At 47.3% G+C, this 17,721-nt stretch carries 12 protein-coding genes; 11 read left to right on the forward strand and 1 reads right to left on the reverse strand.

The features are described from left to right. Positions 1-230 precede the first annotated feature (230 nt). Entirely contained in the window at positions 231-911 is a 681-nt protein-coding gene (locus J0M30_05165) for a response regulator (protein MBN8666874.1), read from the reverse strand. 161 nt (positions 912-1,072) lie between these two features. Here J0M30_05165 and J0M30_05170 point away from each other — a divergent pair, with 161 nt between their 5' ends. The 11 genes from J0M30_05170 to J0M30_05220 all read left to right on the forward strand — a co-directional run bounded on the left by J0M30_05170 (position 1,073) and on the right by J0M30_05220 (position 17,635). Then, a complete protein-coding gene (locus tag J0M30_05170; protein MBN8666875.1) occupies positions 1,073-3,277 on the forward strand; it encodes a hypothetical protein in 2,205 nt (734 codons plus the stop codon). Positions 3,278-3,362: 85 nt separating this feature from the next. Next, on the forward strand, positions 3,363-5,096 hold the full coding sequence (locus tag J0M30_05175) for an ABC transporter ATP-binding protein (GenBank protein ID MBN8666876.1): 1,734 nt from the start codon (positions 3,363-3,365) through the stop codon (positions 5,094-5,096). Between the two features lie 359 nt (positions 5,097-5,455). Then, on the forward strand, positions 5,456-6,601 hold the full coding sequence (gene atpB / locus J0M30_05180) for a F0F1 ATP synthase subunit A (protein ID MBN8666877.1): 1,146 nt from the start codon (positions 5,456-5,458) through the stop codon (positions 6,599-6,601). 35 nt (positions 6,602-6,636) lie between these two features. Next, entirely contained in the window at positions 6,637-6,885 is a 249-nt protein-coding gene (gene atpE, locus J0M30_05185) for an ATP synthase F0 subunit C (protein MBN8666878.1), read from the forward strand. A gap of 87 nt (positions 6,886-6,972) precedes the next feature. Next, positions 6,973-7,467, forward strand: coding sequence for a F0F1 ATP synthase subunit B (atpF, locus tag J0M30_05190; GenBank protein ID MBN8666879.1), 495 nt, complete (start codon positions 6,973-6,975; stop codon positions 7,465-7,467). 24 nt (positions 7,468-7,491) lie between these two features. Continuing rightward, a complete protein-coding gene (gene atpH / locus J0M30_05195) occupies positions 7,492-8,055 on the forward strand; it encodes an ATP synthase F1 subunit delta (protein MBN8666880.1) in 564 nt (187 codons plus the stop codon). 33 nt (positions 8,056-8,088) lie between these two features. After that, positions 8,089-9,669, forward strand: coding sequence for a F0F1 ATP synthase subunit alpha (locus J0M30_05200; GenBank protein MBN8666881.1), 1,581 nt, complete (start codon positions 8,089-8,091; stop codon positions 9,667-9,669). A gap of 223 nt (positions 9,670-9,892) precedes the next feature. Further along, the gene (locus tag J0M30_05205) at positions 9,893-12,154 is read left to right on the forward strand and encodes a T9SS type A sorting domain-containing protein (GenBank protein ID MBN8666882.1); all 2,262 of its coding nucleotides are present in this window, start codon (positions 9,893-9,895) and stop codon (positions 12,152-12,154) included. 225 nt (positions 12,155-12,379) lie between these two features. After that, complete coding sequence (locus J0M30_05210) at positions 12,380-13,543, forward strand: T9SS type A sorting domain-containing protein (GenBank protein MBN8666883.1); 1,164 nt, start codon at positions 12,380-12,382, stop codon at positions 13,541-13,543. 257 nt (positions 13,544-13,800) lie between these two features. Beyond that, positions 13,801-15,984, forward strand: coding sequence for a T9SS type A sorting domain-containing protein (locus J0M30_05215; protein MBN8666884.1), 2,184 nt, complete (start codon positions 13,801-13,803; stop codon positions 15,982-15,984). A gap of 352 nt (positions 15,985-16,336) precedes the next feature. Then, positions 16,337-17,635 (forward strand): T9SS type A sorting domain-containing protein, encoded by a 1,299-nt coding sequence (locus tag J0M30_05220; protein ID MBN8666885.1) that lies wholly within the window; start codon positions 16,337-16,339, stop codon positions 17,633-17,635. Positions 17,636-17,721: the final 86 nt, after the last annotated feature.

The raw sequence follows: 17,721 nt of genomic DNA on the forward strand, positions 1-17,721 counted from the left end.
GACAGATGACGGATGACGGATGACGGATGACAGATGACGGATGACGGATGACAGATGACCGAGGAGAGATGTTGGATGTTGGATGACCTATGTCAAAATAAATATATTGAAAACAAAGCCAGTATAAACGAAACAGTATCACCCCTCTCCAACATCCAACATCTCTCCTCGGTCATCCGTCATCTGTCATCTGTCATCCAAAATCCAACATCCACCCAACCCCATCCTGGTCAAAGCTCGAATTTATACCCCACCCCCTTCACGGTGCGGATACAATCGATGCCGAGTTTTTGGCGCACTTTGCGGATGTGTACATCAATGGTGCGATCGCCAACAATGACATCATTTCCCCATACCTGGCTGAGGATCTCATTGCGAAGAAAAACTCGCCCCGGTTTTGATGCCAGGAGATAAAGTAACTCAAATTCTTTTTTCGCTAATACGATTTCCTTGCCGTCGAGTTGGATCAGGAATTTCTCGGGGTCGATGGTCAGGCCATTTACTTTGATCAATTTGACCTCGGATTTATTCAGCCGGCGGAAAAGGGCATTCACCCGGCTGATAAAGACCTTGGGACTAATGGGTTTGCTGATATAGTCGTCGGCTCCCGTTTCAAGGCCTTTGATCTGGGTTTCCTCGTCACTCAACGCGGTAAGAAACAAGATCAGGGTTTCCTTAAAAGCCGATTGGGAACGGAGGATCTTACAAACTTCCACCCCCGTCTTTTTGGGCATCATGATGTCCAGCACAATCAGATCAGGCAGGGCGAATTTGGCCCTTTCCAATGCTTCATCCCCGTCTTTTGCCGTAAAAACCTGGTAGCCTTCATTGACCAGGTTATACTTCAGGATCTCGAGAATATCCGGCTCATCATCTGCGATCAATACCTTTCTGGATTTTTTTTCGGCCATGAGATGCTAAAGTTTGCGCAAACCTAAAGGAAATTGTTTTGATGGGATTTGTCCCAGTCGCTCATAACATAGACTTAATATAAAGTTAATAATTACTGGGTTGCCCACCGGATTACTAGTAAAAAGTGGATATAGGGTATTAAATTTGTCTTTCGTTTGGTATGTCCAAATCAATACTTTATACCTGTTTTATCTGTATCCTGGTCCTGAAGGGCCCTGTCGCATCTTTTGCCCAGGACCTGAAGCCGGATATCCGCCGCGCTTTGTACCATGATTTTGTGGACAAACAGCAGACCATGGCCCTGGCTGCCGACGGTCAGGCTGACCGATCCTACAAGCCAACCGGGAATGAAGAAATTGATTTTATCCTGACCGATGCCCTGGTTACCCGGGTGGATGCCCTCCAGTACCAGTTTGAAAAGGATTCCATCTATCCACATCCAGTCAAAGTGCGATATATCCGTGGTTTAGAGGAGATTTTGAAGAACCTGAATACAGATACCACCCGCGATCGGCAAGCAGCCCTCAACCTGCCCCGGGTCCTGGCCACTTATGAGGAGTTTATTGCCTGGGACCGGGACAATAAACCACTGGATAGCCTGGTTGAATCGCTTCCTTATGCAGTAGCCCTGCCCCTGGTACGGTCAGCCGCATTTGACCTGAACCCTTCCATAAAGACCTGTCGGCAGATCATCATCCGGAAATATTGTGAGCTCAACCCATCTCAGATATTTTTCACACTCAGGCAGTACCCCGATCTGCCTTATGCGGACAGCCTGATCAAAGTAGCCGCCTATCGCTACCCAATGAGCCTGTACGATTATGCCTCAGCCAATAATGCACTGAGTGCACGGATCCGAAAGCTGGAAGATCCCCTGATCAGCACCATTTCCCGGATGGCAGTAAGCGGTGGTAGCGGGCAGTTGTATTTTCCTTTTCTCGACAATATCATTAAAGGCAAAGTGAGCCAACGCGAAGTAGACGCCGTTAAGAATGATGCGGAGGAGTATTATAAACTATTGGTCAGGACGCGTATTGATTATGTAGAAAGGGCCATTGCCGGTGATACTACCTATGGTTTTAAGGCTTTGGCGGATATGTTGAAAAAGAAGGCCACCGATGTCTACATCAATGTCATCAACGGGCTGCACGATCAACCTGATGCGGTACGGTTCAGGGTATTGCAATCACTCAATGCACAGGAGTTATATTATCTCGCTGTTCTTAGCGATGGGGAAATATATACGTCCAGCTATGTAAAAGGCGTCTATCCCCTGATGATGGCCAAAGTAAATCACCGTCCCGATTCCCTGCTGAAACTGGTGCGCTTTGATAAGTTCCGGAAATTCATCAAGATGGCGGCAGGGTACAATACACTCAGCGATTTTCTGGGTGCTTTCCCGAATCACAATGATGCACAAACGCTGATGACCGCCTTTGTCAACGGTCTGGAAAATGGAGAAGGATTGGAAGAAGGAGTGGATGTGGCCGACTCCTATGGCAGTATCTCGGAAACCAATAAAACGGTAGCCGAGGATATGGTCACCAATGTAAAGATCAATTACCGGAAGAATTTCAACGCCAATAACCGCCGGGGCATGGTGATCTATGACCTTTTGTATAAACTTTTTCTGTCAGCCGATTCTACCAAGCCCATTGATCTTTCCAAAGAATTAGGCATTCCACCAGTCTATACCGTGAATTATGATATGTTGTCGGATGATTCCGCGCGTGTTATCCAACAAGTATTTTTTTATGGAGATGAAGATCAGGATGGACAATTGTCCTTTATCAACTTCATGGCCATGTTCAAAGGCAAACCAGACTGGAGCATCAGTGAGAATGACTACTGGGTCACGATCAAATCGGTAAAAGGGAAATCGGTCTGGATCTTTGCCAATAAACCCAAACTGGGGGATGATGATCCGGATGAACAGGCGCAGATCCGATTGGGCGAATACCTCAAAGCCAACAATCTGCATCCTACGGTGGTCATTCACCGGGGGCATAGTTATCATTTGCCTTCCACACTGGAGAAACTGGCTCCTTCAGCGGGTATAGTCGTGCTGGGTTCCTGTGGAGGTTATAATAACCTGAATGATGTACTCTCAATCAGCAGTGATGCACATATCATTTCTTCCAAGCAGGTGGGGACAAAATCGGTGAACGAACCCATCCTGGAAGAGATCAATAACAGTCTGCTGGCGGGTAAGGACATTGACTGGATCGGTATGTGGCAGCGCCTTTCAGTCCGATTTAGCAAGAACGCGGCTGCACGCGAAAAATTTGATGATTATATCCCTCCCTATAAGAACCTGGGAGCGATATTTATAAAGGGTTATCGTATTGCTATGGCTAAAGGTTAAATGGATATTTTTCAAATTCTCAAATCCTTCCGTGTCTTCAACTACATCCAAAAGTCTGCTTGATTTAAGCCTCCTCCGGAGGATCATGCATTTTGCCTCACCGTACAAGAGACGGTTTTGGTTGTCAGTGGTTCTGGCCATTGTACTGGCCGTATTTACTCCCATACGCCCCATTCTTATTCAGCAAACAGTTGATAAATATATTGCCGGGCGATTGGTGGAAGGATTGATCCTGATCACCGTGATACAGATCGGCTTATTGCTGGTGGAAACCGCCATCCGGTTTTGGTTTACCTATATAACCGCTTGGCTGGGCCAATCGGTGGTGAAAGACATGCGGGTAAAAGTATTCAATAAGGTACTCCACCTGAACCTGTCCCAATTTGATAAAACACCGATCGGCACGCTCACCACCCGGACCGTGGATGATATTGAACGGATCAATGATGTTTTTGCAGATGGCCTGATCCCTATCATTGCCGACCTGTTATCCATCATTTGTGTATTAGGTTATATGTTTTGGGCAGATTGGAAACTGACACTGGTGGCGTTGATCCCCTTTCCCATACTTATCCTGGCCACCTATTATTTTAAGAATTCGGTGAACAAGAGTTTCCATCGTGTGCGCAACGCGGTAGCCCAACTCAATGCGTTTGTGCAGGAACACCTGACGGGTATGGCGGTGGTTCAGGCCTTTGCGGCGGAAGAAAGAGAGTTTGGGAAATTCCGGAAGATCAATAAGGAACACCGCAATGCAAATATCCATGCCATCTTTGCTTACTCCATCTTCTTTCCTATTGTGGAGATCATATTGGCCTCGGCCATTGGATTGGTGGTCTGGAAAACCTCACACCAGGCATTGGCATTGGGAGAAAACCGCCAGGGTACCCTGATGGCCTTTATCCTTTGTTTGAACCTGATCTTTCGACCCCTCCGTGTGATCGCCGATAAGTTCAATGTGTTGCAAATGGGTATGGTGGCCGGGGAAAGGGTGTTCAAAGTGCTCGACAATGATGACTTTATTAAAAATGAAGGCGATCATGCTCCTGCCCGGGTGGAAGGAAGGATCGAGTTTGATAAAGTCGGATTCTCCTATGTACCCGGCAAACCGGTGTTAAAGGGGGTTTCCTTTCAGGCCGAACCCGGAAAAACAGTAGCCATAGTGGGGCATACCGGTAGTGGAAAGACCACGATCATCAGTTTGCTCAACCGGATGTATGAAACAGGGGAGGGCAGGATCTTGTTGGATGGAGTAGATATCCGGGAATATAAATTGGATGCTCTACGGGCCAGAATAGGTGTTGTATTACAGGATGTATTCCTCTTTTCCGGGTCCATCATGGATAATATTACCCTCCGCAATCCAGAAATACCCCGCGAAAGGGTCGTGGAAGCTGCCAAACTCATCGGCATGCACGATTTTATCCTTCGCCTGCCAGGTGGGTATGATTATAATGTGCGGGAAAGAGGGGCCACGCTCTCTCTGGGTCAACGACAGCTCTTGTCCTTTATCCGGGCTTTATTGTACAATCCGGCCGTCCTGATCCTGGATGAAGCCACTTCATCAATTGATACGGAAAGTGAGCAACTGATTCAGGAGGCTACCGAAAAACTCATTTCCGGACGTACCTCCATCATCATCGCTCACCGTCTTTCCACCATCCGCCGCACCGACCTGATCCTGGTGATGGATAAGGGGGAAGTAAGGGAAATGGGCACCCATGAGGAACTGCTGGAAAGGGGAGGATATTACCACCGGCTTTATCAGTTACAGTTTGAAAAACAGCGGGTTGTGGGGCGCGAGTTTCGTGAGACGTGAGGCGTGAGGCGTGAGGCGTGAGACGTGAGTTTCGTGAGGCGTGAGGCGTGAGAGGTGAATGGTGAATAGTGAATAGTGAATAGTGAATGGTGAATAGTGAGTGGTGGATGCCGTAATGGGTTATAAGTTATTGATTTTTAGAGGTAGACTCGACAATACACCGTACTACATTCACTATTCACTATTCACCATTCACTATTCACCTCTCACGCCTCACGTCTCACGAAACTCACCTCTCACGCCTCACGCCTCACGTCTCACGAAACTCACGTCTCACCCCTCCCGCCTAAAAGGATTTTTCCATTTTTTCGGCATTTACACCTCCGACCCCTATCTTTGCGCCAAATTTTGGGATGGGTATGATGTCGAGATTACTAAAATCCTTTACTGTAGCGGCTTTCAGCGTTTTTTTGGTGGTTTTTCCGGGTGTCACTCGTGCCCAGGATCATGGTCACGAGGAAGGGCATGAAACCGGTGCTCCCAAGACCGAACATGCCGAAGAAAAGAAGGGCGCTTTCAATGCCCAGGAAGTGATTTTTGACCACGTATTAAATGCCCATGAGTTTCATTTCATGGACCTGCCCGGAAAGAATGGTGAAAAGCACCCCGTAACCCTTCCCCTGCCAGTGATTCTTTATTCTCCTCAACGCGGATTGGATGTGTTCATGTCTTCCAAATTTCATCACGGACATGAAGCCTATAAAGGGTATCGTCTTTCTCATGGTAAAGTCATTGCCGTAAAGGAAGATGGTATTACTCCCGATGAAACCGTAAAAGTGCTGGATGTTTCTCTTAGCCGTAACGTAGTGCAAATGTTCATCGCCCTGATCCTGCTGGTTTGGTTGATGACCTCCATTGCCAAACGTTATAAAAGCGGCACTGGTGTTAGTTCCTCACCCAAAGGCTGGCAAAATGCCATTGAGCCGGTGGTGACCTTTGTACGGGATGAAGTGGCCAAGCCCAACCTGGGTGATAAATATGCCAAATACCTTCCGTATTTGCTGACCATCTTTTTCTTTATTCTCATCAACAATATTTTCGGGTTGATACCCGGTTCTGCCAACGTAACCGGCAATATCGCCTTTACCGCGGTGTTGGGGATCATTTCACTGATCGTGATCCTGTTTAGCAGCAACAAACATTATTGGGGACATATTTTCAATCCTCCGGTTCCCGGCGCCATGAAGCCCATCATCGCCCTGGTTGAGTTCATTGGAGCGATCTTTACCAAACCCGCTTCGCTGATCATACGGCTTTTCGCCAATATGTTGGCAGGGCACATTATCATCATTTGTCTTATTTCCCTGATTTTCATTTTCGCGAATATGAGCAAGGGTATTGGTTGGGGTTTTGCACCCGTATCCATAGCCTTTACTGTATTTATATATATGATCGAGATTTTGGTCGCCTTTATCCAGGCCTTCATCTTTACAAACCTGACGGCCGTGTTTATCGGACAGGCCATGGAAGGGGCGCATCATGATGAAGCCCACGCGGCCCATTAAAACGTTTATTTTTTTAATCATTATAAAACACAAGTATGGATTTATTGATCGTCTTGTTGAGTACAACAGCCTGGGCAAATGCAGGTGGTGCCATTGGTGCCGGTCTTGCAGCCATCGGTGCCGGTATTGGTATCGGCCAGATTGGTAAAGGCGCGGTGGAAGCCATCGCCCGTCAGCCGGAAGCTGTTAACGACATTCGTGCCAACATGATCCTGACCGCCGCCTTCGTAGAGGGTGTTGCCCTCTTTGCGGTAATCGCAGGTATCCTGGCCATGTTCGTTTAAAAAAAATACTGCATCCCGCGCACAGGGCAACGGATGCAGTTTTTCTCTTTTAAAATTTTTAGAAATCACGATATGTTTTTACTGACCATCGACCTACTGATCCCCGAAGCCGGTTTGCTCATCTGGAACCTGCTGGCTTTCCTGATCGTTTTCTTCATTCTGAAGAAGTATGCCTGGCCTGCGATTGTAAAAGGGTTGAAAGACCGTGAGCAGACCATTGCCGATTCACTCGCTACTGCCGAGAAAGTAAAGGCTGAAATGGCCCAACTGAAAAGCGAGAACGAAGCGCTGATGGCCCAGGCCCGTGAAGAAAGAGCCCAAATGCTTAAGGAAGCCCGGGAAACCAAGGACCGGATCATCAACGAAGCCAAAGAACAAGCCAAGTTGGAAGCCAATAAGATCATGAGCGAATCGCAAACCGCGATCAACGCACAGAAAATGGCTGCCCTCACGGATGTAAAAAATCAAGTGGGTAAACTGGTGATCGAGGTGACAGAGAAAGTGCTGAGAAGAGAATTGGGGAATAAAGAAGCCCAGGAAGCACATATCTCCGGCCTCGTAAACGAAGTAAAACTGAATTAAATTCACAAGTTTCCAAATTAGCATATGCTGAACCCACGTCTCGCCGCACGCTACGCCAAATCCCTGCTCGACCTCGCTTTAGAGAGAGGCGAACTGGAACAGGTGTATGCTGACATGAAAGTGCTGCAGGTCATTTGCAAGGGCAATGCCGATTTTGTCGCCCTGCTGAGAAGCCCGGTGATCAAGAATGAGACCAAGCGGAAGATCGTAGAAGCTGTTACAGCCGGAAAGATCGGGGTGACCGTTAACTCCTTCAACCGTTTGCTCATCACCAAGAACCGTGAGGGGTATTTACCTGAGGTGATCGCTGCCTTTATTCAACAGTATAAAAATTACAATGATATTTATACCGTTCAACTAACCACCGCGGTTCCTGCCAGCGAAGCATTGAAAACACAGATACTGGATCATTTGCGGAACACAACCCCAATGAAAAAGATCGAACTGGAGACAAAAGTGAACGAGGATATTCTGGGTGGATTTGTGATCCAGGTAGGGGATAAATTGGTGGATGCCAGTGTGGCCTACGACCTGCGCGAAGTTGCCCGCCAATTTGAGAACAACGATTTCATTTATAAAGTCAGATAAGGAACATTCAAAAAAAGATAAACTGTTCATACAATGGTAGAGATCAAACCAGACGAAATAAGTGCCATTCTGCGCCAGCAGTTGAGCAACTTTAATGCCAGTGCCGACCTGGAAGAAGTAGGTACCGTATTGCAGGTGGGTGATGGTATCGCCCGTGTTTACGGACTGGGTAATGTCCGTTACGGTGAACTGGTAGAATTTGAAAATGGCGTAAGGGCCATTGCCCTGAACCTGGAAGAGGACAATGTGGGTGTGGTATTGATGGGAGAAACCGGGAACATCGAAGAAGGATCCAAAGTGCGCCGTACCGGTCAGATCGCCTCGATCAAAGTTGGGGAAGGCATGGTAGGCCGTGTGGTAAATACGCTGGGTGAACCCATTGATGGAAAAGGACCCATCACCGGTGAACGTTATGAAATGCCGCTTGAGCGGAAAGCCCCCGGGGTAATCTTCCGTGAGCCGGTAAAAGAACCTTTGCAGACAGGTATCAAAGCCATTGACGCGATGATCCCGATCGGACGTGGACAACGTGAATTGGTGATCGGTGACCGTCAAACCGGTAAGACCGCCATCTGTATCGACACGATCATCAACCAGAAGGAATTTTATAAAGCAGGCAAACCTGTTTATTGTATCTATGTCGCCATCGGCCAGAAGGCTTCTACCATTGCCGGAGTGATGAAGACATTGCAAGATGCAGGTGCCATGGAATATACCATCATCGTAGCCGCCTCTGCTTCAGATCCCGCACCTCTTCAATTCTATGCCCCCTTTGCTGGTGCAGCCATTGGAGAGTTCTTTCGCGATACCGGACGCCCTGCACTGATCATCTATGATGATCTGTCAAAGCAAGCTGTGGCCTACCGTGAGGTATCCCTGCTGCTCCGTCGCCCTCCCGGCCGCGAAGCCTATCCTGGTGACGTATTCTATCTCCACAGCCGTTTGCTGGAGCGTGCCGCCAAAGTGATCTCCGATGACGGAGTGGCCCGCAACATGAACGATGTACCCGATTCGATCAAACACCTGGTGAAAGGTGGTGGTTCCCTGACCGCCCTCCCGATCATCGAAACACAAGCAGGTGACGTATCTGCCTATATCCCGACCAACGTAATCTCCATTACGGATGGTCAGATCTTCCTCGAAACCAACCTCTTCAACTCCGGTATCCGTCCCGCCATCAACGTGGGTATCTCCGTGAGCCGTGTGGGTGGTAACGCGCAGATCAAATCGATGAAGAAAGTGGCTGGTACACTGAAACTCGATCAGGCCCTTTACCGTGAAATGGAAGCCTTCTCCAAATTTGGTGGTGACCTCGATGCCGCAACCAAGAACGTATTGGATAAAGGTGCCCGTAACGTAGAGATCCTGAAACAACCCCAGTACTCACCCTTTGCCGTTGAAAAACAGGTAGCCATTATCTACCTGGGTACTAATGGTCTGATCAAAGACGTACCCGTAAAACGCGTAAAAGAATTCGAGGAACATTTCCTGATGGAAATGGAAAACAAACTTCCCGATGTACTGGCCGAATTCAAAAAAGGAAATCTTCCCGAAGATGGCCTGAAGAAAATGCTGGATCTGGCCAATGCCCTGATTCCCCAATACAAAGCCTAACACTCGTTAGATAAGTAATAGAAAAGTTGTCTCCTTTTGGGGACAACTTTTTTTATTATACCTAAGGGTTTACCCTTACATATTAATTACATTTGCATAGGAAAGAACGAGAATTACGATCCGTACCCTCTTGATTTTTCCCGCCACCGTACCAAACTCCATTCTATCCGGAGTCTCCATTTCCAAACACATCATTAATCATTTAAACCAAAATTGGTATCCCATGAGGAATGTCCTTATGCTACTGCTTTTATTTGCTTTTACGCAAGTGATCCAAGCCCAAACACCCATTACATCCTATACGATCGTGAATAATACAACGGTCACCACCTCCTCCAACAGCAACCTGGGTTGGAATGGGGCCGCACCCTATCCCACGAGTACTACCTTCACTCATTTTTATGGACAAACCAATTCGGGGGGCGCTGGTTTAGAACGTGAGGTAACCGGTTTTGCGATCGGTGCCGTAACCTATAGCCGTATGCCCAGCGCCGGTGGATTGCCTTTTGAATCCGTGATCGTGAACAGACATCCTACTTCCGGTGGTGATACGATCAATGCGTTGTATGAATACACGGCTTCTTCAGGAAATAATCTTTACTATGCGCCTTCGTATATCAGCACCATGGAAGGTGTGATCAACAGTTTTGTTTGTAACCGGGGTTCTGATAATACCTTTTCCAATTCACCCACGACTCAGGCAAATATTGAACGCATTGACCTGATCAAAACAGGTGGTATACTTTGTGTCAACCCCACGCGGCAAGGATTTCTGATCAATGAGCGGAGCGGAAATGATAATTTCAAAGTAACAGCCATTACGAGTCTCACAGGTTCGAACACGGTCAGTACACTGGGGTCGCTGCTTTCGGTTACCACGGCCAACTGGGGATCTGTTGGTCCGGCTATCATCAGCCGGGTTATGAGCCGCCGCACAGGTTCCGATGCTAACCTGCGGGCTAAGCAGGACATTGGATCGCAAAACATTTCAGGGGTATTTATCTCCTTCTCCAGTTTGGGCATCCCGGCAGGTACCACCATCTATGGGATCTCTGTTTTTCCAGCGGATGTAACTGCGGCAATGGACCTGACCGGGCTCACGAATGTTCCATCCAATACAGATGCCGGCGCCAATGGTGGTTTGGATATGATGGCGGGTGGCGGTTATTTCCAGGGAAGTACCGTTTCGCTGAGCGGGAATATTTATAATGACCTGAATGGTTTGACGGATGCTACCGTGAATGGCACAGCCACCAATTCACCTGGGGGTAGTCCCTTATATGTGAACCTGGTGGATCCGGTGAGTAATAAAGTGATATCCTCAGTAGCCGTTCAACCGGATGGAAGCTATACTTTTCCGGCATTGCTGAACTCAACAACCTATAGTGTACGGATCAGCACCACGCAATTGGCCACCGGCGCAACACCGGGTGCCAATGCACTTCCTTCGGGTTGGGTGTTTACCGGTGAAAATGTGGGTGCTGGTGCAGGCAATGACCTGAGCCCGAATGGCACACAATCGGTAACCGTTGGCACCAGTAATGTTACCAATGTGAATTTTGGCATTGAAAGAACTCCTGCGAGTACCGATAATACCCAACCCAATCAGGTCAACCCCGGAGGCACAATTACACTTGTCCTTCCGCCAACAGCCTTTGCTGCACCTGACCCTGATGGAGGTACAGTAACCGCTGTACGCATCACGGCATTCCCGGGCAATGTTACTTCCATTACGATCAATGGAACCACGTACACTTCAGGTACATGGCCAGGTGCCGGTGTCACTATTCCCACCAATGCGCTGGGTGAACCTACCCAAACCATTGAATACGATCCCATCGATGGGGTGCTTGATGTAACGATCGCATATGCAGGTATCGATAATGCAGGCCTGGAAGATACCAGCCCGGCCACGATCACCATTCCCTTTACTTCCACACTACCGGTGACCATTACCCGCTTTGTGGCCACCGTTGCTGGAAATGATACAAGACTGGAATGGGAAACAGCCGCACAGATCAATTTCCTTCAGTTCGAAGTGGAGCGTTCCGGTTCGGGTTTCGGAAATTTTGAACGCATCGCCGTTATTCCTGCAAATAATGCATCTTCAGGTTCCTATCAATATATTGACCGCGAAGTGGCCAGAAGACTGACCTCGGGCTATTACCGGTTGAAGTTGGTGGACAGGGATGGACAATTTACCTATAGCCGGGTGGCCCTGGTTCGTTTTGCAAAAGGGGTTAGCACCGATATCAGACCTAATCTTTTATTGGCTGGACAAACCGTAACGATCAATCGGGCTGGTGACCTGGGCCGGGGTTGGGATGTGGAAGTCAGGAACCTGAACGGACAGCTGATCTATCAGAAAAAATCCATCCAGCAGTCAAGCCTGGAGATTTCCACCCAAGGCTGGCAGGCCGGGCTGTATGTGATCCGTTTGCAGGGTGGGGAAGGAATTACAACGGAAAAGATTGTTTTACAATAGGTTAAGCTCGACTTTGATATCCACTGGAAGCCCCGCTGAATGCGGGGCTTTTTTTTAAAAAAAAAGAGCCAATAATTTATTTAGGATCATTTTGTGGGAATCAAAACCCGCCTATTTTTGTAACCCACTTCCATTTTTCTACCTGAGAACCAGATCCCCTCCCTTTTTGAAATACCACTGATACCCCCTGAAGGCTGTATTATCATTTGTCATTAAATATGTGGTATGAAAAAAAATCTACGTTTATTTCTGTTTGTTCTTTTTATGGGTATGGGTTTGGCTGTATTTGCCCAACCCCAGTTTAGTTGGGCTGGTTTTCCCAATGGCGGTTTGACATTTAGCAACACTTCTGCCGGTGTAACCCTGAATCTTCAGATAACGGGCAACCAGCAGTTCATTAACAACCGTCCCAGCTACAATGCTTTCAATGTGGCCGAGCTCACCACTCAGGTGGATTGGACCTCATCTGCCAACTCACTCACGTATGCCTTTACACTGAGCGCACCTTTGATCGGTGTGAACTTTCGTCTGTATGATGTGGACCAAAATACAGGTGTAGGCTGGGATGATCGTATCACGATCGTGGGGGTCAATAATGCGGGTCAAACTGTTTATCCATTGATACTTCCAGCTTCTTATCAGGCTGTAAGTGGTGTCAACAATAATATTCTCGAGGGAAATGCGGATAATATTTTCTTTGACCTCAATTATGCCACTGTCACTTTTGGCAACCAAAATGTAAAATCCTTTACCGTAGTTTATTCTTGTGGAGCGCAATCGCCTGCCAACCCCAATCAACAATGGATGGGGATTGGCGCTGTAGGTTCGTTGGCATTGGCTACCCTTCCGGTTAACCTGACCGGATTTACCGCTAAGGCTGTTGGTTATGATGCCCGTTTGCAATGGGAAACCGAAGCCCAGGTGAATTTTGATCATTTCGAGATCGAACGTTCAGCATCCGGAACCGGTTCATTTGAAGTAATCGGACTGGTGGCTGGAAATAATGGTGCAGCAGGTTCTTATACATATGCTGATGTAAATGTTGGTCGTCAATTGACCACAGGTTATTATCGGTTGAAAATGGTCGATCGTGATGGTCGTTTTGAGTATAGCCGTGTAGCCTTTGTTCGTTTTGGAAAAGGCCTGTCTGTAGATGTTCGACCCACGTTATTGTCCGCCGGTGAATCCATTGTGGTCAACCTGGCTGGAGATCCTGGTCGTGGTGTTGACATCCTGTTGTATAACGCCACCGGTCAGGTACTGGAAACCCGCCGCAATGTGGTATCCAACCGCACCGAACTCTCTACCAGCTCATTACATCGTGGTTTATACATTGTACAGGTAGTGGAAGCCGGAAATACCCATACTTATAAGGTCACCCTTCAATAATTTTTTAGAACCAATTGCTTTTGAGAAAAGGTCCCCACAAAGGGACCTTTTTATTTTGTTTACTATCAACACCTTAGAAATAAAATAGGAGAAAATACGTAATATTTTACGTAGTTTTTCTCGCAAAACTTGCATAGTAAAAAAACCAAGTATATTTTTGTTCTCGTTAGTAAATACCCCGAGACGCTTCGGGAACCAAGGTCCAGATCCAGTGAAGAGCTATTGATACTAAGTTTTTAATTCGTAATACCCTGATCATGAAAGTGAAAACGCTGCAATACCGCAGCCTGGCCAAATTGGTCATTCTCTGCGCATCTGTGTTTGGTTTTTCCACCAATACATATTCTCAACTTTATAAAGGCCGTGACGGTGCGGAATCGTATACTACAGCTGGTTCTTATGTACTGAACAGGTATTCTGCCCTGGGCGCCTCTGTTTCTGCGGGCGCATTTTCCCTCACGGTGAGTGATATGAGCGAACTCAACGGCTCGCTTTCCTTTGCCAAATCGGTGAACCCTTTTGCCAATGATGCCCTGAGCAATGGTGACCTTGTCCTGATCATTCAAATGCAGGGTGCGGATATTACCACTACCAATAACAGTAGTTATGGTACGATCCTGAATTATAATAACACCGGAAACTATGAATTGAAAACTGTTTATAATGTTTCTGGAAATACCATTTATTTCTGTGATGGATTGACTCGTAGTTATACACAGAGTGGACGCAGCCGGGCACAGGTTGTCCGCATTCCCCGATTGACCACGCTTTCGGTGGCAAGTGGAGTGATCATAACAGGAAATGCGTGGAATGGTACCACAGGGGGTATCGTTGCCCTGGAGATGTATAACAATACAACGCTGGATGGTAGTATATCGGCTTCTGAGATCGGCTTTCGGGGTGGAGTAGATGTAAATAATGTATCCATCGCTTCTGGAAGTGCCAATAACACAGTATATGTAAGTAGTTCTTCGGTGAACAATGATGCGGCAAAAGGAGAAAGCATTGTTGGTAACCAAACTGATTATGAAAGCTTAGGTGGTTCATTGGGTCGTGGTGCTCCAGCCAATGGCGGAGGCGGTGGTAATGGCCATAACGCCGGTGGTGGTGGTGGTTCAAATGCCGGTACCAATGGAAGTTTAACGCCTTATAATGGAACAGGTGTCAAGAATACCGGTTCGGGTTGGGCAGCTGCCTGGGAATTGGAGTATGCAGGTTTCTCCACCGATGTTTCGGTAGGCGGAGGACGTGGAGGTTATTCCTTTTCCAGTTCCAATCAGGATGCCCTGACCTATGGTCCTGGAAATGCAATATGGGGTGGAGACAGCCGCAAGAACATTGGCGGATTTGGTGGCCGTCCCTTGGATTATAACGGTAATACACGACTATTTTTAGGAGGCGGTGGTGGTGCCGGTGACGGTAACAACTCCGCGAGTGGAAATGGAGGAAATGGCGGTGGTATCGTCTTCCTGCTAAGTAATGGCAGTATCTCTGGTACGGGAAGCATTTCAGCCAATGGCCAAAATGGTTATTCTACCAGCGGTTCCTATATTGATGCGGGTGGTGGTGCCGGAGGCGGTGGTGCCATTCAGGTACTGTCACAGGGTACCATAACAGGTATCAGTATGTCGGCCACTGGTGGTGTGGGAGGTAATCAAACCTATCTTACCGGTGAGGCAGAAGGACCTGGCGGTGGCGGTGGTGGTGGTTATATTGCCACAACAACTACCAGTGTGGCGCGTAGTGTGGCTGGTGGTGTAAATGGACTCTCTTATTCAACACATGTTTCAGAATTTACACCCAATGGTGCCACCCGTGGTGCAGGGGGTGTAACAACGATAAGAAGCTTTGCTGATGTGAATGCCTGTAACGAGGTTGGTTTTATCCTTCCCCTGAACCTGGTTTCTTTTGAAGCCGTGCGAAATGGCCAACAGGTAAACCTTCAGTGGAATACCGATAATGAACGGAATATGGCGGGTTTTGAGATCCAGCGCAGTTATGATGGGGTGGAGTTTTCCGGCATAGGCACACAGGCTTCGGCCCCCAATGCCAATGGTATCGGACGCTATTATTATACAGATAGCAAGGCGGATACAAGGTCGGCCAGGATCTATTACCGGATCAAAATGATCGAACAGAATGGTTCTGCTCAATATTCTCCGGTGAAAATGGTGCAAAACACTACTGTATCCGGCATGAGTATCTCTGTCTATCCGAATCCTGTAAATGATCAGATTTCAGTAACAAGACCTGCCAACTGGCAGCAAAGCAGCCTGCAGTACGATCTTTTCAATACCAGTGGGCATGTGGTCAAAACCTTCCGTCGCAACGAAGGGGGCATGACCGATCAGCTCCAGGTTGGAGAACTCTCCAAGGGTGTTTATATCCTCCGGATATCAAATGGAACAGAGACCCAGAGCCAGCGGATCATCAAATTGTAAGCAACAGTACCTACTATACGGACCCGTCCCGCGACCCTTGTTGCGGGACTTTTTTTGTCCGCTCACGACCGGAAGGATGAAATTTTGCGCAACAAAAGCATGGGATTTTACGATGCAACAAGGAATTTTTTCCGAAAAACTATTTTTTAACTATCTGAAAATCTTCACTTTGTAAAACTACATGTAAAAAATACGGTCTTTTTATGTAGAAATCCCCTGCAAAACTTGCATCGTAAAAAAACGCAGTATACTTTTACACCATCAACGAAGAAATACGGCCACCATCCGCTTCTTCTTCCGATCCGAGAGAAAGACCAGTGAAAAAAGTTTTTGATTCGTAACACCCTAGAAGATGAAAACAATTGTACCCACAAGGATGCTCTCCTTTATTGTTGCAGTACTTGCAACAGTATTAACCACCTCAAATATTTCGGGTCAAACCGTTAGTACCTCAAGTGAGTTGCTAACCAATGGTCTGCGCTTCGAAAACTATACGGTGCTCTCCGGGAATCCTGGTGATGAAGGAACCGTGTACAGTTTCCCCGATGTTTTCACCGATGTGGACGCTACTGTTACAATCGATAGCCTCGTGAATGGAGCCAGAGTGAATAATATTGATGATAACTCCAATGGATTGGGCTATAAGGGTGCTTTTCAACCTTACATTCGTAGTGGTGGTGTGATCGGTTACTCTTATGTTGTCTTTAGTTTCCGCTTTTATAAGAAAGGCACAAACGAACCTGCCTCCCTTGACATCGTAAATGCTTCTGCACTTGATATTGATGGGAACCTTAACCTGAAGGAGTTTTGTGAAATTCGCATGGGTTCAGGCAGTACGGCCACCTATATGAGTACAGCTTCCGATTTGTCTGTATTGCAGATGCTCACAGGGCGTTTTAAAGGAGAGAATATACTGGGTATTGAAAGATCTGGTATTGATACCGCTGCCTATTCCAACATGTTTACTTCAACGAATACCGGGATCACTGGATTTTCCGTGGCCTACGGTACAAATACTTTGATTCCCACCAGCGGCGCACGTCAGTTCAGCCTGTATATGAAAGGGTTTAACTACCCCGATGCAGCTACACTGCCCCTGGAACTGTTAAGCTTTGGCGCTATGCTGAAGAAGACCACAGTGGAACTGAACTGGATCACTCTTTGGGAAAAGAACCTGAGCCATTTTGAAATCGAGCGCAGCCTGGATGGCCGCACCTTTCAACAAGCGGGCCTGGTTTTCGGTGTAGGTAACTCAGATTTTAAGAGCAGCTATTCCTTTAAGAATAATATCAGCGAACTGGTTGCCCCCATCATCTACTATCGCTTGAAACTGGTTGACCAGGACGGTAGCTATGGATACTCCGATATCCGCGCTATCCGGATCAGCAGCAGCAAGAATGAAGTAATGACGGTGATGGCCTATCCCAACCCCGTGGTGAACGAAGTAAAGATCACCATTCCTGATTCCTGGCAAGGCACAGAGGTAAAGTACGACCTGTTCAATGCCAATGGTCGCGTGGTAAAATCCATCCGTAGCGCCAAAGCCAGCCAAACAGAAATGATCAATATGAGCGACCTGGGAAGAGGATTCTATGTACTGAAAGCCAGCAATGGTACCGAAGTCGCCCAACAAAAGATTATAAAGAACTAAGTGTACGGTATAGTATTTAAGTTTTGAGCCCTTTTACAAGCAACCAAAATCCACCATATCCCCTAAAAGAAACCTAAGCATGGTTC

This window comes from Chitinophagales bacterium, assembly GCA_017303415.1.
GTDB lineage: Bacteria > Bacteroidota > Bacteroidia > Chitinophagales > Chitinophagaceae > SpSt-398.

What these genes read in the sequence shown, in the direction of transcription:
- J0M30_05165 (MBN8666874.1), bottom strand. Translation starts at nt 911, where the DNA reads ATGGCCGAAAAAAAATCCAGAAAGGTATTGATCGCAGATGATGAGCCG.
- J0M30_05170 (MBN8666875.1), top strand. Translation starts at nt 1,073, where the DNA reads ATGTCCAAATCAATACTTTATACCTGTTTTATCTGTATCCTGGTCCTG.
- J0M30_05175 (MBN8666876.1), top strand. Translation starts at nt 3,363, where the DNA reads ATGCATTTTGCCTCACCGTACAAGAGACGGTTTTGGTTGTCAGTGGTT.
- atpB (MBN8666877.1), top strand. Translation starts at nt 5,456, where the DNA reads ATGATGTCGAGATTACTAAAATCCTTTACTGTAGCGGCTTTCAGCGTT.
- atpE (MBN8666878.1), top strand. Translation starts at nt 6,637, where the DNA reads ATGGATTTATTGATCGTCTTGTTGAGTACAACAGCCTGGGCAAATGCA.
- atpH (MBN8666880.1), top strand. Translation starts at nt 7,492, where the DNA reads ATGCTGAACCCACGTCTCGCCGCACGCTACGCCAAATCCCTGCTCGAC.
- J0M30_05200 (MBN8666881.1), top strand. Translation starts at nt 8,089, where the DNA reads ATGGTAGAGATCAAACCAGACGAAATAAGTGCCATTCTGCGCCAGCAG.
- J0M30_05205 (MBN8666882.1), top strand. Translation starts at nt 9,893, where the DNA reads ATGAGGAATGTCCTTATGCTACTGCTTTTATTTGCTTTTACGCAAGTG.
- J0M30_05210 (MBN8666883.1), top strand. Translation starts at nt 12,380, where the DNA reads ATGAAAAAAAATCTACGTTTATTTCTGTTTGTTCTTTTTATGGGTATG.
- J0M30_05215 (MBN8666884.1), top strand. Translation starts at nt 13,801, where the DNA reads ATGAAAGTGAAAACGCTGCAATACCGCAGCCTGGCCAAATTGGTCATT.
- J0M30_05220 (MBN8666885.1), top strand. Translation starts at nt 16,337, where the DNA reads ATGAAAACAATTGTACCCACAAGGATGCTCTCCTTTATTGTTGCAGTA.